The sequence below is a fragment of the Chondromyces crocatus genome (genome assembly GCF_001189295.1).
Lineage (GTDB): Bacteria > Myxococcota_A > Polyangia > Polyangiales > Polyangiaceae > Chondromyces > Chondromyces crocatus.
In genome coordinates this window covers 3,696,029-3,711,454 of record NZ_CP012159.1, presented here as the reverse complement: position 1 = coordinate 3,711,454, position 15,426 = coordinate 3,696,029, and the positions used below count along the sequence as shown (strand labels likewise).

The window sequence follows — 15,426 nt, the reverse complement described above, 5'->3', positions numbered from 1 at the left end:
CGGAGCATCACGGTGACCGCTCAGGGCGCATCCCCTGGCCCTGCGGATCTCGCCGCCCCCCTCCCGGGGCGCTTTCCCGCATCCCCTACAGGCGTCGGCCTCGGCCTTCGCTGGGAAATCCTCGACGATCTTCTCGAAGGGCTCGACGCAGGAGCAGCGCCGCCGCTGCCTTTCTTCGAGATCTGCCCCGAGAACATCATGCGCCGCGGCGGCTTCATCCCCGCCGCCCTGGAGCGCGTCCAGGCGCGCTACCCCCTGCTGAGCCACGGCATTGCGCTCTCTCTCGGCGGCCTGGATCCGTTCGACCCCGCATTCCTCAGGGAGCTACGGGGCCTCCTCGATTCGGTCGACGCCCCCTTCCACAGCGATCACCTGTCCTTTTCGGGCGTCGAGGGCCGAGCGCTGCACGAGCTGTTGCCCCTCCCTCGCACCAGCGCCGCCGCCGCCCACGTGGCGGCTCGCATCCGCGAAGCCCAGGACCGGCTCGGGCGCCGCATGGCCATCGAGAACATCACCTACTACCTCGTGCCTGGCCAGGCTCCCCTCGACGAGGCCGATTTCCTCGTCGAGGTGCTCGAGCGGGCCGACTGCGGGCTCCTGCTCGACGTCAACAACGTCTACGTCAATGCCCGCAACCACGGCTACGACCCGGCGCGCTTCCTCGACAAGCTCCCGCCCGAGCGCGTCGTGGCGATGCACGTCGCCGGTCACGAGCAGCGCGGCCCCCTGCTCATCGACACCCATGGCGCTCCTCCCATCGATCCGGTGCTCCAGCTCCTGACCCGCGCCGTGGCGCGCACGGGCCCGGTCCCCGTCGTGCTCGAACGGGATCATCACGTCCCGCCCCTCGCCGAGCTGCTCCAGGAGCTTCCCGCGATCGAGACCGCGTACCGAGCTGGCCTCGCCGAAGCAACAGTCGCGCCCCCCCTGCGCACTCCCTCCCCTCGCCTCCTCCCCGACCTCGCCCCGCGCCTCGATCCCGGTGCGCCTCTTTTCCTGGCGCTGCAGCGCCTCGTCGGAGCCCCTCAGGACGACACCATCACCCGCGATCCGAGGGCCTTCCTCTCCACGGCGGGCGTCTCCGGCCCGGATCTCGATGCCTTCGCCGCGGTGCCCGAGGAGCGGCTGCTCGTCTACCGCAACCTCGTGAGGAGCCGCTTGAGGGCCGCGATCGCGATCGAGATGCCCCGCACCGCGGCCCGCCTCGGCGCCAGCTTCGACACGCACGTGCATCGCTTCCTCGACGAGGAGCTCCCGCGCTCTCCCTACGTGCGCGACGTCGCGTTCGAGTTCGCGCAGTGGGCGTCCCCGCGCTGGACAGCCGACCCGAACCTCCCCGACTACCTCTCCGATCTCGCCCGACACGAGCTGATCGGATTCGCCACGCGCGCCGCCGCCGAGCCACACCGTTCCCCCCAGGACGCACCGCAGCCCGCACCGCCTCCCGACGCGCCCCTTTCGCTCGATCGCGGCGTCCGGTTCCACGCCTCGGCCGCCCTGGTCCGCTACGAGCATGCCGTCCACCTTCTCCTCGACGACGAGACCGCCGACGACCTGCCCGAGCGCCGGCCGACGGCGCTCTTCGTGTACCGCGACGCCGAGCATGAGGCGCGTTACCTCGAGCTCAGCCCCCTGGCCGCCTCCCTCCTGGAGAACCTGCTCGCCGGGGCCACGCTGCGCGACGCCGTGCTCACCGCCTGCACCGCAGAGCGTCAGCCCCTCGACGGCCCCGTCCTGGAGGGGACGGCCACCCTGCTCGCCGACCTGAGTGAGCGTGGAGCGCTGCTGGGCCCCTCCCCTGCCCCCTAGCCCCCGCGCTCGGCACCCCGGCAGGGGTCGCCTGACCCATTGTGCCCCACCGCTGGAAAACACCTGAAGAATCAGGGCAACGCGCGCGCGAAGCGAGACGCCTCCTGGTCTTCGCGCTCCATGAAGCGCCCCCCAGCGTTCAGGAAGGTCCACTTCGGGCCGCGTCCTGGCTAAGATGCCGTCCCCTCTTCGAAGGAGCTTATGAGTTCCCAGCGCACCCGCGACCCGCTCGGCATCTCGGGCACCCTCATCGCAGAGAAGTATCTGATCAGCCACGCGGTGGGCGAGGGCGGCTTCAGCGTCGTCTACAAGGCCGAGCACACCATCTGGCGACAGCCCGTCGCGCTGAAGTGCTTCAAGATCCTGGCCAACGCCCCCGCGGACCAGCGCGACAAGCTGCTCGACGGCTTCATCCAGGAGGGGCGCCTCATGGCCGAGCTGTCGAGCCGCTCCGCCGCGATCGTGCAGGCCCGCGACATCGGTACCTTCACCAGCCCCGACGGCCAGTGGCTCCCGTACATGGTCCTCGAGTGGCTCGAAGGAAAGCCCCTCGACGCAGTGCTCTGGGAGGAGACACAGGGCGGCGCCCCGAACCGCAGCTTGCACGAGGCGATGGCCTTGCTCGAACCGGCGGCGGTCGCACTGGAGCAGGTCCATGCGCGTGGCATCGCCCACCGTGACATCAAGCCGGCGAACATCTTCGTGATCGGCGACCCCCGCGGGATCGGCGTCCACGTGAAGGTCCTCGATTTCGGCATCGCCAAGGTCATGTCGGAGCACGCCGCGGCCGCAGCCGCGCTGGCCCACACCGGGCAAGACATCACCGCGTTCACGCCGAACTACGGCGCCCCGGAGCAGTTCAGCCGTACCCACGGCGCGACGGGACCGTGGACCGACGTGTTCGCCATGGCGCTGATCCTGGTCGAGATCCTCACCGGCAAGTCCGCCCTCCAGGGCGACGACTACATGCAGCTCGCCGTGGAGAGCCGTGACCCCATCCGGCGACCCACCACGCGTGCCTTCGGGCTGGATCTCGGCAGCACCGTCGAGGCCGTCCTCCTGCAGGCGCTCGCCGTGTCCCCTCAGGAGCGGTTCAGGACCATGGGGCAGTTCTGGACTGCCCTACACCAGGCCGTCTTCCCCGACGCTGGCACCTGGAGCCCGGCCACGAGCAGCGGGCTCGTGTCCTCGGGGATCCCATCACGCAGCTCACTCCCCTCGATGCCTGGCTACGCCGGAGCGGGCGCCTCTCCTCCCTCCAGCCTCCCCGGGTCGGGCCCGGCCGTGGTCGGTGGCACGCGTCAGCCCGAGAACTCCGGCTCGTTCGTGCCCTCCACCTCGACGGCCGTCCCCACCAAGCGCTCCGCGGCCCCCGTCGTTCTGGGTGCCCTCGGCGCCGTCATCCTCGCCGCTGGCGGCTTCGCCGCCCTGAAGATCCTCGGCGGCGGATCGGAGGTGACCACCACCGCCGACACCTCACCCACGGCCTCGGTCGCCGCTGGCGCTCCCAGCGCGAGCGCCAGCGCGGCCACGAGCGCGGCCGCTCCTCCGGGATGCCCCGAAGGGATGGCGCTCGTCACGGGTGGCCGCTTCTTCATGGGCTCCGACGAGCCGACCTTCAAGCTCTGGCAACCCGCGCACAAGGTCACCATCGACTCGTTCTGCATCGACATCAACGAGGTGACGGCCGGCGAGTACCAGGCCTGCTCCGACGTCGGCGACTGCAAGCGCCCCCCGGAAGCCATCTCCTTCCCCAAGGATCCCTCGGTCAGCGACGCGGAGCACGAGAAGCTGCTCAAGACGATCTCGGAGCACTGCACCTTCGGCAAGCCCGAGCTCACCAAGCACCCCATCAACTGCGTCAGCTGGGACCTCGCGGACGCCTACTGCAAGGTGCAGAAGAAGCGCCTCCCCACCGAGGCCGAGTGGGAGTACGCCGCGCGCGGCTCCGACGGCCGGAAGTTCCCGTGGGGGAACGAGGTCGGCGATCACACCTTCATGAACGCCTGCGGCACCGAGTGCACGGAGTGGGAGACCGCGCGCGGCGCGAAGCCCAGCCAGCGCATGTACGAAGCCAATGATGGCTTCCCCGGCACGGCGCCCGTCGGCTCGTTCCCCAAGGGCAAGACCAAGTTCGGCCTCAACGACATGGTCGGCAACGTGTGGGAATGGACCGGCGACTGGTTCGCCGTCTACAAGGACGAAGAGCAGGTCAACCCGAAGGGCGCTCCCGCCGGCGATCGGAAGGCGATCCGTGGCGGCGGCTTCAACGGAGGCTTCGCGCTCTGGCTGAACCCCGCGTTCCGCTTCCACCAGCTCGCCACGGCCTCTGCCCCCGGCATCGGCTTTCGCTGCGCCAGAGAGCTCTGAGTCGGCGCGGGCCGGCGCCGTGGCGTCGGCCCTCATCGACCCCTCCAGCCCATCGCTGCGGATACCGAGAAGAGGCGCGGTGCTCGGGCTCCGCGCTCAGGCCAGCAGCTCGTCCGCAGGTCCGAAGAACTCGTAGTGGATCTGCGCGGCTGGCACCCCGAGCTTGCCCAGCCCCCCCACGAAGGCGCGCAGGAACGGCCGCGGCCCGCAGAGATAGTAGTCCGCGTCCCCCAGCGGCGTGTTCGCCTGGAGCCAGTCGAGCGAGATCAGGCCCGCTTCGTCGTAGTCCACCCCGTGGCGGTCTTCGTTGCGCGGCTTCTCGTAGAACACCGTCGCGGCGATGTTCCCCGACGACTGCTGCGCCACCCCCCGGACATGCGTCCCGAGCGCGTGGAGTGCGCCGTTCAGCGCGCCATGCACGAAATGCGTGCGCACCTCCGGATGCTGTACGGCCAGGGTGTCCAGCATGCTGAGCAACGGCGTCTGGCCCACGCCCCCGCTGAGCAGCACCACCGGACGCGCGGGCGTCTCCGGCAAGAAGAACTCTCCGGCCGGGGGTGCCACCTTCAAGCGCGTCCCCACCTTCACCTCGTCGTGGAGCCAGCCCGAGACCGTGCCTTCCGGCTCTCGCTTCACCGTGATCCGGTACGACGCATCGCTCGGCGCGGACGAGATGCTGTAGTTCCGCTTCAGGGGGGAACGCCCGGGGAGATCCACCCAGAAGGTCAGGTACTGACCGGGCCGGTGCTCGAGCACGGGCTTCCCATCGGCCGGGACCAGCGTGAACGAGGTGATGCAGTCGCTCTCGCGCACCCGCTCGGTGACCACGAAATCGCGCCAGCCGTTCCAGCCTCCGCGCGCCTCCGCCGCCTCACGGTAGATCTGCGCCTCTCGCCCGATGAGCACCTCGGCGAGGAACCAGTAGGCCGCGCCCCACGCGTCCATCACCTCGGGCGTGGCCGCATCACCCAGCACATCCTGGATGGCCGCCAGAAGCGCCTCTGCCACGAACGGATAATGCTCCGGCAGGATGTTCAACCCAGCGTGCTTCTGCGCGATCCGCTCGATGGCCGGGGCCAGCACCGCGAGGTTGTCGATGTTCTGTGCATAGGCGAGCACCGCCGCGGCGAGCGCGTGGGGCTGCGAGCCGGACGCACCGTGGTGCGACTGGTTGAACAGATTGCGGATCGACTCGTTCTTGAACATCCGCTCGTACATGCGCCGCGTGATGGTCACGCCGTGCGCCTGCAAAGCCGGGACGGTCGCCTTCACCACCGAGATGGTGTGCTCGCTGAGGGTTCGGGACATGGCATCCTCCTCAAAGGTGCATCAAACATGAATCTTATAGTCACCCCTGGTTCAAAGATGCAATCGATTTATACCTTTCCACATGCGCCTCACCCTCCATACGGACTACGCGCTTCGTGCCCTGCTCTATGTGGGCATGCGGCCCGACGCGCTCGTCTCCATCCGCCAGATCGCGGAGGCATACGGCGTCTCCGAGAACCACATGGTCAAGGTCGTGCACCGCCTGGGTCAGGGGGGGTTCATCGAGACGCTGCGGGGACGCGGTGGAGGCCTGCGCCTGGCCCGCTCTCCCACCGAGATCCGGATCGGCGATGTGATCCGCTGGACCGAGGAGGACATGGCCCTGGTCGCGTGTTTCCAGAAAGAGCCGACCTACGGCGGCTGCATTCTCACGGGCGCCTGCGGACTCCAGGCCTTGCTCGGCGAGGCGCTGGAGGCCTTCATGGCCGTGCTGGACCGCGCCACCCTGGCCGAGCTGCTCCCGACGGCCGAGCAGCCCTCCCCCATGGCAGCGCGGCTGAAGCTGCCCGTGCTCCGCGCCCCACCGTGACGGGAAGACCTCACTCCCCGCGCCACCATCGCTCGGCAGAGGCGGCATCCTGGAGCGTGTCGATCTCCATGTACCCCCCGTGGGTATCCACCTTGTGGATCGCCGTCCCCCCTTCGAGCATGTGCTGCAACATGTCCAGCAGGTAAGCCCGCTCGAACGAGCGCCCCTCCCGGAACTCACGCCCGGCGAAGCGCGCTTGCGCCTCGTCGAACGCCCTGGTCAGCGTCGCCGCTCCGGCTGCTGAGGCCTTCATCACGCCAATGAACTCCCCCGTGGCCAGCTCCGACGGGATGCGCCGGGAGATCTCCACCACCCGGTCTCCTTCAACCCGCAACTTCTCGGCATCGGTCTCCGGATGTTCCGACCGACCGATGTAGCGACGGCGCCAGTCGGTATCGCAAGCCAGGGTGAGATCGTGCGGTGAGCGCACCAGATCGGCCACGATGGCTGGCCGGTAGACGATGTCGGCGTACGTGGACACGAAGCCCTCGGCCAGGTGCTCTCGGGCGCAGAGGAGAGAGAGCAGGATGTTGTTCCGCTCCCAGTCCCGATTTTCGACATAGGTCAGATCGGGGTACGCCTCCTGGATCACCTCCTTCCGGTAGCCGCAGATGAACACCACGTCTTTGCGCGAGAAACCGCCTGCAGCGAGCGCCTCCAGGATGGCGTCGAGCATGGGCCGACCCAGTACGTGCACCAGGGTCTTGGGAATCTCGTCCGTGAGGTGACGGAGCCTGCTGCCGCGACCTGCGCCGATGATGATGGCCTTCACCCGCTCGGCCCTACCACGGCCCCTCCCCGCGGACCAAACCCGACCGTCGACGTCGACAGGGCGAGGTCTGCGCAGATAGCCTGATCCGTCATGATGCGCACGCCGACCCTTCCTGCACTTGCTTTGCTCATGGTGGCGACGGTCGCGTCGACGTCCGCAGGTTGCTCCTGTGGAAGCGACGACGAAAGCACCGGGGGCAACCCCTCGACGGGACCTGGCGGAGGCGGCGTCGGAGGCCTCGCGGCGGGCGGCAACGGAGGGAGTGGCGGCAGCGGTGGCGGCGCAGGCGGCGAGGGCGGAGGTGAAGCGGAAGCCTGCATCTACGTCCCTCCGGCCGGCGAGTTCAGCCCGCAGATCGAGTGTGCCTGGCATGCCCCTCCGGCCAATGGTCCCTACGCGCTGCGCGACGATGTGGTGATGACGCCGGTCGTCGTGAACCTGACGGACGACAACGGCGACGGTCAGGTCGACACGAACGACATCCCCGACATCGCGTTCGTCGCGTATCGCTTGCAGGAGGACGGCTGCTGCAACCAGAACGGTGCGCTCCGTGTCCTGTCGGGCGCGTGTAACCCCGACGGCACCATGACGGAGCACTTCGCGGTCGGCGCGACCGAGATCCAGGCGGACACCGGGATCGCTGGCATCTGGCTCGACAACTCCGGTGGGCTCGCTGCGGGCGACATCGACGGCGACGGCTCGGTCGACCTCGTCGGAACCATCGTCAATGGCGGGACGATCGCCTTCGAGCGCACGGGGCGGGTGAAGTGGATCAACACCGAGCACCCCTCCCGCCCGATGCGGGATCATCTCGCCGGGACCACCCCGTCGATCGCGGACATCGACCACGATGGCAAGCCCGAGATCATCCAGGGTCGCGTGGTCCTGAACGGCGAGGATGGCTCGCTGAAATGGAAAGGAACCGGCGGCGTCGGCATCAACGCCTTCCTCGGCCCCGTGAGCACCGTCGGCGACCCCGACCTCGACGGCAACCTGAACGTGCTCGCCGGCAACACGATGTACGCCATCGACGGCACCCCCTTGTGGACTTACGACTTCCCCGTCGCCTCCAGCTCGGCCAACTGCGGCGCTCCGAACGCCTATCCGTGCGACGGCTTCACGGCCGTGGGGAACTTCGACGACGACGACTACGGCGAGATCGTCATCGTGCGCGCAGGCGTCATCTACATCCTGAACCACGACGGCACCCCCCTGGAAGTCGGCGGAGCGCCCGTACGGATCGACATCCCCCGCGTGAACTGCACCCTCAATGAGGGGGGGCCGCCGACCATTGCCGACTTCGACGGGGATGGAGACGCCGAGATTGGCGTCGCCGGCGCAGATTACTATGTCGTCGCCGACCTGGAGTGCCTCGCCGAGCCCCTGCCGCCACAGTGTTCCGATCCAGGGATTCGCTGGAAGGTGCGCAACGACGATTGCAGCTCACGCTCCACCGGATCGAGCGTCTTCGACTTCGACGGCGATGGGAAGGCGGAGGTCGTCTACAACGACGAACGGTTCTTCCGGGTCATGAGCGGCGTCGACGGCACCGTGCTGCTCGAGGTGCCGAACAACTCGCACACCCGCCTGGAGATGCCGATCGTCGTCGACGTCGACAACGACGGCAACGCCGAGATCATCTTCGTGGAGAACGCCAGCGGCAGCACACCGGCGGCAACCGACGGGATCCAGATCTGGGGAGACCCGACCGACTCCTGGGTCCCCACGCGCCGCATCTGGAATCAGCACGCCTACCACGTGACCAACGTGAGCGAGCTCGGCGCGATCCCCATGAACGAGCCCCCGAACTGGCTCGCCGCCACCGACGCCACCGTGGCCGGCGTGATGAACAACTTCCGCCAGAACCTCCCGAGCTTCGATCGGTTCGCTGCCCCCGACATCACCCTCGACCTCACGCTGAACGCCGCGACTTGCCCCGCGTACCTGAGCCTCGTGGCCGACGTCTGCAACCGCGGCGCGCTCGTCGTCGGCGCTGGCGTACAGGTCCGCTTCTACAACAACCTCACCCGGAACGAGATCACCTGCGCGAACGCGCCCGTCGCCACCACGCAGCCTCTCTCACCGGGCCAGTGTGAGGCGGTGATCTGCGAGTGGGCGAATGCCCCGAGCAACGTGCAGGAGCTGGATGTTCGCGGCTGTGCGGACAACGAGGGCTACGACTGCGCCTCGAACCCAGCGACAGGCGGCAACAACGAGTGCCACGAAGACAACAACGCCGGCGATGGCAAGGGTCCGAGCTGCCTGATCCCGGAGTGAGCCGCATCGGAGGCGACCCGACCGGCCGCCCTCCGACGCGACGTCCGTCAGCCCGTCACCCCTTGGCAGCGCTCTCGCTCTCGAACAGCAGGTGGAGCGCCCCAGGGATGTCCTCCGCCGTGAGCTCGTCCTTGCGCGCATTGAACTCCGGAAGCGCCGCCTTGTAGGCCTCGTCGAGCCGCAGCTCTTCACCCGCGAAGCCAGGCTTCCAGAGGTCCATCGTCCCGCGCGCCAGATCGAGCACGTCTTCGAGCTGGCCGCGCTCCTTCAAGATCTGCGCGCTCAGGCCGTACATCAGCAGCCCCCCAGGGATCGCCCCGAGCGCCGTCGTGGCCACCGGCGGGTAACAGATCCGCACCGCGTGCACCCCGAACCGCTCCTTGATCTCCTGCATCGATTTTCGCTGGAGCAGCTTCGCCCCGGCGAGAGGACCCATCGCGTACACCGGATCGTCGTCCGGGTAGTCGTAGTCGCAGAAGGCCACCACGCTCTCCCCGGCCGCGAGCAACCCTGCCGCGGCGAGCGGCTCGGCCCAGAGCAGGGTCGAGGTGCCCATGAATTTGTTGGTGCGCTCGATGTCCGCCTCGGTCGCCACCTCGACCTCCACCATCCCGAGGCGCCGGATGCTCTCGGCCCTGGAAAAGTCGGGAACCTGCAGCACCGGATCGAAGGCCACGTCGAGATCCCGCACCAGCGTCGGCCCGTGCTCTGCGTAGCGCTTGGTCGCGCCGGCCGCGATCCCGTTCACCAGATGCACCGCGCGGTAGCGCTCCTTCAGCGCCCCCACCACCTCTTCCACCGTCTGCGGCCGGGTGGCGTCCGCGTTCCAGAACCGCGCCGTCAGCCCCTCGGCCTCCGCCGCCTCGGTCAGCGCCTTCACGTGGTGCGGCCCGATCTGCATCTTTTCACTGTCCAGATGCACCCCGTAGACCGCCGCCTTCTCTCCGAAGAGCAGGTGCAGCGCGACGGCCCGGGTGATCCCGTTCGAGCCCCCCAGCAGGAGCACGGCCGTATCGGAGGCGATCTTCGTCCCTGCGGGCTGAATCCGCGCACGGTGCGACCGGAGCAGCTCCGCGGCTGCCGAGGCGCCGTGCTCGGAGAGGGCGCCGACGAGGGAGCGGCGGTCCACGCCACCGAGGGGCTGCTTCTTGAACGTCTCGAGGCTCATCGCGCGTTCACCTACCCTTCCTCGCTCGCCGCCGGAAGCCCCCCCATGGCCGACGAAGCGTGATAGATAGGCCGGCCGTGAAGAAGATCCTGCTCACCGGCGGCACGGGGTTCATCGGTCGAGGGCTCGTCAAGGAGCTGCTCGCTCGAGGAGATGAGGTCGTCGTGCTCTCGCGCGACGCAGACAGAGCGCAGCGTGCGCTCCCCGGGACGCGCGCCGTCCAGTGGGATCCGGATCACGCTGGCTCCTGGCTCGACGAGATCGACGGTACCGACGCCCTCATCCACCTTGCTGGTGAGCCCATCGCCAAGCGCTGGAACGATGCAGCGCGGCGCGACATCATCCGCAGCCGCGTCGAGACCACGCGCTTGCTCGGAGAGGCGATCGGGAAGGCGAAGAAGAAGCCCTCCTCCTTCGTCTGCGCCTCGGCCATCGGCTACTACGGCGCCCAGCCGCCCGAGAAGCAGCTCGACGAGAAGGCCCCGGCGGGCGAGGGCTTCCTCGCCGACGTCGTCGTGCGCTGGGAAGAAGCCGCGCAGCTCGTGGGACAGCAACAAGGGGTCCGCTCCGTGCAGCTCCGCATCGGCATCGTCGTCGGCGAGGGCGGCGGCGCCCTGGAGAAGATGATCACCCCCTTCCGCCTCTTCGCCGGAGGTCCCATCGGCGATGGCCGCCAGATGATCTCCTGGATTCACCTCGACGACGTCGTCGGTCTCACGCTCCTCGCCATGGAGAACGAGACCGTGAGCGGCCCCTTCAACGTCGTCGCTCCCAACCCCGTCAACGGCGAAGACCTGGCCAAGGCCATCGGCCAGGTCCTCGGACGCCCCTCCTGGCTGCGCGTCCCCGAAGCCGTCGTCCGCCTGGGTCTGGGCGATGCGGCCGAGATCATCACCACCGGCCAGCACGTCATCCCCAGGCGAGCCCATGAGCTCGACTACAAGTTCCAGTACACCGACATCGTCACCGCGCTCGAGAGCACGCTCCGCTGAAGAGCGATCCGACGCGGCCGGTGGTCCTGAACCGCCAGCGCACAAAAGAAAACGAGCCGCCGGGGGTAGCCGAGAAGTCGACCGAGGTCGAGCAGCATACCCCCGGGGGCTCGGACGGCGTCACGTAGCGACCTCGACTGCCCCCACGTCAGTTTCGGCACCGCGGCGCTCCCCCAAGCGCGCCGTCGAGATAGGTGTACGCCATTTCGGAACACGCGACCGTAGGGGACGGCGTGGAATGCAGGGTGAGGGGAGGGCCGTACGTCTCGGGCTTTTCCTCGCCTTCCGTGAGACGTTTCGGTCAAAATGACGACAGGGTGAAGTCCAGCTTCAAACGTTCACGCCACGTGATTGCAGGATGTCGCGCACCGCTGCCTGCGCTGGCCCCGAAAGACCTGGCATGGCCCCTCGCGCCAGATCGATGAACTTCATCCCGCTCGCCCGACGCAGCGCGTCGACCGCGGCCATCCGCTCCTCGCTGCCATCGTGGCGGATGATCCCGAGCAGCAGCTCTGCCGCCTCGAAGGTATCGATCTTCGACAGGGCGCGCACCGCGCTCTGACGCACCTGCGCGCTCTGCGCCTCACGGTAGATCCTGGCCAGCGGATCGAAGGCGTGGGGGAACCGCAGCTCCTCCATCGACTTCGCCCCCTCGTGGACCACCGTCGGATCCCGATCGGCGAGCGCCTCACGCAGCGTGGTGAACGTCCGCTTGTAGAGAAACCGGGACAGCGCACGCACGACCGCGACGCGCACGTGCGTTTCGGGCCGCCGGAAGAGGGTCTCCAGGGGCGAGAGGATGGTGTAGAGCTCGACCGTCGAGAGCTGCTCCGCGAGCGTCACATAGCCCCCAGACGCCTCCCGGAAGGCCCCCCTCGCCTCTTGCTCCTCGATCGCGAGCGCCGTGAGCCGCGCGAGCATGGCGCGCCGACGGGTCACCTCGGACCACTGCGAGGCATCGAGCACGACATCCCCCGCCGCCTGGCTCGCACTGCCAGCCTGCTCCCACTCCACCAGATCCACGTGCCAGACCTCGGGGAAGCCCATCTCGTGGCGCAGATGCGCGGGCAAAGGCGCCGCATCGATGGAGAGATCTTGCGCGTCCACGTACCTCTCCCGCGCCCGGCCGTAGTGCTTCTGGCGCGACGCCTCGAGCGGTAGCTCGGACAGCGCCCGGTACACGTCCCCCACCTTCCGGTACTGCCCCGCCTCCCCGAGCGCGATGACCGCGGCCAGCAAGGCATTCTCGGCAATCTCGGGCGGCGACCCGCGCCGAAGCGCGAGCACCGACACCTCTTGCCAGAGGCGCGCCTGGGTGAGCATGGCGAAGTTCGCCACCGCCGGGAGCCCCTCTTTCCGTGCGTAGGCCGCCATCTCTCGCGAGAGCGTCGCCGCCGCCGAGGTTTCTCCCTGCTTCTCGGCCGCCGAGACGGCCTCTTCGTAGGACTGGAGGGCGTAGTAGCGCAGGTGATCCTCGCGCAGGATGCGGATCACGTTCACGTAGCCTTCGAGCACGTGCTCGAACGCGCCGCTCTCCCGGCCGATGGCGATGAGCACCTGGTAACAGTCGAACGCCCGCTCGCGCTGGCCGATGGTCTCGTAGCGATCCGCTGCCTCTTCGAGGAGATGCACCGACGCGAAGACGGCCTCTCGCGCGGCTGCGGCGTCGCCGGTGCGCAGGGAGGTGCGAGCCAGGTTGAATCGCGCCAGGCCGGCTGCGTAGAAGTCGGACCCCGACGACGACAGGAGCTGAGAGAGGCGTGACCAGAGCGCGCGTGCCCGACCGAAATCGTGACCTCGCTCCCTCGCGATGGCCGCCTGCGCCACGAGGCCGGCGGCCTCGTACTCGTCCGCAGCGCGCGCATAGAGCTGCTGCTGCCGCTCCATCCCCGTCTCGCGATCGGCCCATGCGAGCAGTGTGCGCGCCCGATCGATCGCAGGCGCCCGCTCCAGCAGTGGCGCCTGGGTCTTCTCCGTGCCCGCGTACCAGGCGACGGTGAGGGCCGCGCGGACATCGCCGAGCCGGTTGAACACTTCGCGCATCTCCCCCGTCAGCGCGACGTACTCCTCCTCGCGGGCGATGGTGTGCTGGAGGGCGCCCCAGAGTGCCTCCCGCGCGCGACCGAGCTCACCGCGGGCCAGCGCGGACCGCGCTTCGTCGCGTAGCTCGGCGAGGGGGCGGAGATGCTGGCTCAACGGCGCCCAGCCTAGTCCATCGCGCGGCGCCTCGTCGCGACAACCTCGCCTCCCGTGCCCCTCATGGCGGCGGGACCGCGGTGACCTTGGTGAAGTCGCCGGAGTGCGCGCCCGCGTCGACCCGCTGCCCCGGCATCAGCGCCGCAGGGAAGCTCGCGATCTGCCGGTCCGGCGTCACCAGCACCGCGGCCATGTAGATTCTGGGCAGCGGTCGCCCCCCGTGCGGGACCGACCCATCCACGCGCGCCTCCCAGAGCGTGGGCGACCCACGACGGCTGCTGAACAGCAGGAAGTGGTAGCGGCCTTCGGGTCGATCCACCGTCTGCGGTCCGAAGCGAGGCCAGGCGTTCGTCAAGCCGAGCCCGCTGTACACCGCAGGCCCCTGCGGCCCGAGGTTCGCCGAGAGAGGCACGGGAGGAAGCGACGCGCTGGCGTGCATCAGGAAGATCTCGCCCGTCTCTTCGTCGTATGCCCCGCGCCCCTGAGGGACCCGCATGAACGCGAGCAACTGCCCGTCGCTGGAGAAGGAGGGGTACACCTCTCCGTGCGGCGTGTTCGACGCGAAGTTGAGCGCCGCAGGTGTCCCGAAGACGGGAGGACCATCCTTCGTGAGGGTCACCGGCACCTGCCAGAGGTCGAACGTCTTGTCGGGCTCTCCCGTCGCCCTGCCCTCGAGCATCCCATCCGTGGCGACATAGACGATGCGGCTGGCGTCCGGCGCCATCTGAGGCAACGCCACACGGAACGCCGCATTCCCCGGCACGGCCTCGGGCCCGATCGTCATCGTCGCCGCGCTGGCGTCGATCTGGAGCAGCGCGAGGCGCCCCTGCTGCGCCGGGAACGTCGACAGCGACACCGCCGTCACCCATCGCCCGGTCGTGTCCCCCCACGCGCCCGTCGACACCGAAGGCGTGCCCAGGGGGGCATTCGCGAGCACGGTGGAGGCGAGTGACGTGAGCGTGGGCGAGGTGATGGTCCCCGACGCGAGGGGACGCACGACGTCGAGGCGGAAGCTGTTGTTGCCCCCGGGGCGCTGGTAGATGACGTCTCTTCCGTCGGGGGAGACCGCGTGGCACCCGACGCACCCCGTGCTGCCCCCGATCAGGGTCTTCGGGTTGCTGCCCACCGCGAGCCGCTCGATCGAGAGCGTGGCGCCCACCGCGTCCTCGATCTGCCAGTAGGTGAGGTCGGGGGGATCGGCGCCGGTGATCAAGCGCATCGCGCCTTCCGTCACACCGCTCGGGTTCTGCATGCCTTCGAGGGCGTGGAGGATGCGCCAGGCGACGACCCCGCTGCCTGCCTGGCAGGAGACCGAGGTCCAGAAGACGTCGGGTACGCTGACGGTCCACCAGGCGCCCTGCACGACGCTGTCGGCGTGCGCCGGGGGGCTCGGGGCAGGGCGTCCGACGTAGCCGAGCGTCTGGGTGCCGACGCGAAGCTCGAGGCGGACGAGCTTGGGGAGGGTGTCGGTGTGGACGAGGAAGCGAGGCGTGGGCCACTTGGCGGGGAGGACGACGCCGGAGGGGGGGTCGAAGACGAACGGGGAGGTGGCGCCAGGGGGTTGCTCGAAGACGGCGGCGTCGGCAGGGAGGACGCCCGCGGCGAGGATCTCCTGGGTGGGCGCCGTGGGGCATGGGGTGGTGGTGCCGCCGCCGGTTCCAGCACCGCCTTCACCGCCTGCGCCCGCAGCGCCGCCTTCGCCGCCTGCGCCTCCGGCACCTCCGCCCGTCACGCTGACGCTGGAGGACGGATCGGGGGCCGGCTCCCGCCCTGCGGCGCAGCCCGTGCTCGATGGGAGTCCTCCCACCACCACGGCGAGCATCGGAAGTGCCCGGACGATCGCGCTCTTCATGGGACGTGAGGATAGGGCCATCCGTTCGCGCATGGAAAGCAACTGGGCAGGCTTTCGCGTGGTGGTGGCCGAGCCTGAACGCTGGAGAGTGCGCGGGAGGAGCGACGTGCGCTGCACATCCCGCTCCAGACG

At 69.1% G+C, this 15,426-nt stretch carries 10 protein-coding genes; 5 read left to right on the top strand and 5 right to left on the bottom strand.

All coding sequences use genetic code 11. The features are described from left to right. The first annotated feature begins 12 nt into the window (after positions 1–12). Positions 13–1,809: a multinuclear nonheme iron-dependent oxidase gene (locus tag CMC5_RS47510; RefSeq protein WP_063796271.1), complete on the top strand. Its 1,797-nt coding sequence runs from the start codon at positions 13–15 to the stop codon at positions 1,807–1,809. A gap of 201 nt (positions 1,810–2,010) precedes the next feature. Beyond that, positions 2,011–4,179 (top strand): bifunctional serine/threonine-protein kinase/formylglycine-generating enzyme family protein, encoded by a 2,169-nt coding sequence (locus CMC5_RS13875; RefSeq protein WP_050430866.1) that lies wholly within the window; start codon positions 2,011–2,013, stop codon positions 4,177–4,179. Between the two features lie 96 nt (positions 4,180–4,275). Here the strand turns inward: CMC5_RS13875 and hmpA are convergent, their stop codons facing one another. Further along, complete coding sequence (hmpA, locus tag CMC5_RS13870) at positions 4,276–5,487, bottom strand: NO-inducible flavohemoprotein (protein ID WP_050430865.1); 1,212 nt, start codon at positions 5,485–5,487, stop codon at positions 4,276–4,278. Positions 5,488–5,569: 82 nt separating this feature from the next. On the opposite strand from hmpA, the gene CMC5_RS13865 reads away from it, so the two are divergent. Continuing rightward, positions 5,570–6,037 carry an RrF2 family transcriptional regulator gene (locus tag CMC5_RS13865; RefSeq protein WP_050430863.1) on the top strand — a complete coding sequence of 156 codons (468 nt, stop codon included), beginning with the start codon at positions 5,570–5,572 and terminating at the stop codon, positions 6,035–6,037. Positions 6,038–6,047: 10 nt separating this feature from the next. On the opposite strand, the gene CMC5_RS13860 is transcribed toward CMC5_RS13865, so the two are convergent. Then, positions 6,048–6,809 (bottom strand): phosphocholine cytidylyltransferase family protein, encoded by a 762-nt coding sequence (locus tag CMC5_RS13860; protein ID WP_050430862.1) that lies wholly within the window; start codon positions 6,807–6,809, stop codon positions 6,048–6,050. Between the two features lie 90 nt (positions 6,810–6,899). Here CMC5_RS13860 and CMC5_RS13855 point away from each other — a divergent pair, with 90 nt between their 5' ends. Continuing rightward, positions 6,900–9,086, top strand: a complete 2,187-nt coding sequence (locus CMC5_RS13855; RefSeq protein ID WP_156338562.1) for an FG-GAP repeat domain-containing protein — start codon at positions 6,900–6,902, stop codon at positions 9,084–9,086. A 55-nt stretch (positions 9,087–9,141) separates the two neighbouring features. On the opposite strand, the gene CMC5_RS13850 is transcribed toward CMC5_RS13855, so the two are convergent. Next, positions 9,142–10,254, bottom strand: coding sequence for a hypothetical protein (locus CMC5_RS13850; protein WP_050430860.1), 1,113 nt, complete (start codon positions 10,252–10,254; stop codon positions 9,142–9,144). A gap of 77 nt (positions 10,255–10,331) precedes the next feature. On the opposite strand from CMC5_RS13850, the gene CMC5_RS13845 reads away from it, so the two are divergent. Beyond that, positions 10,332–11,246, top strand: a complete 915-nt coding sequence (locus CMC5_RS13845; protein WP_050430859.1) for a TIGR01777 family oxidoreductase — start codon at positions 10,332–10,334, stop codon at positions 11,244–11,246. Positions 11,247–11,576: 330 nt separating this feature from the next. On the opposite strand, the gene CMC5_RS13840 is transcribed toward CMC5_RS13845, so the two are convergent. Both CMC5_RS13840 and CMC5_RS41605 read right to left on the bottom strand, forming a co-directional pair. Next, positions 11,577–13,442, bottom strand: coding sequence for a HEAT repeat domain-containing protein (locus CMC5_RS13840; RefSeq protein WP_050430858.1), 1,866 nt, complete (start codon positions 13,440–13,442; stop codon positions 11,577–11,579). Between the two features lie 61 nt (positions 13,443–13,503). Next, on the bottom strand, positions 13,504–15,294 hold the full coding sequence (locus CMC5_RS41605) for a PD40 domain-containing protein (protein WP_063796270.1): 1,791 nt from the start codon (positions 15,292–15,294) through the stop codon (positions 13,504–13,506). Between the last annotated feature and the right edge of the window lie 132 nt (positions 15,295–15,426).

Bases quoted from the DNA above. Each gene is read 5' to 3' on its own strand.
- CMC5_RS13850 (WP_050430860.1), bottom strand. From the start codon at position 10,254: ATGAGCCTCGAGACGTTCAAGAAGCAGCCCCTCGGTGGCGTGGACCGC.
- CMC5_RS41605 (WP_063796270.1), bottom strand. From the start codon at position 15,294: ATGAAGAGCGCGATCGTCCGGGCACTTCCGATGCTCGCCGTGGTGGTG.
- CMC5_RS13855 (WP_156338562.1), top strand. From the start codon at position 6,900: ATGATGCGCACGCCGACCCTTCCTGCACTTGCTTTGCTCATGGTGGCG.
- CMC5_RS13875 (WP_050430866.1), top strand. From the start codon at position 2,011: ATGAGTTCCCAGCGCACCCGCGACCCGCTCGGCATCTCGGGCACCCTC.
- hmpA (WP_050430865.1), bottom strand. From the start codon at position 5,487: ATGTCCCGAACCCTCAGCGAGCACACCATCTCGGTGGTGAAGGCGACC.
- CMC5_RS13865 (WP_050430863.1), top strand. From the start codon at position 5,570: ATGCGCCTCACCCTCCATACGGACTACGCGCTTCGTGCCCTGCTCTAT.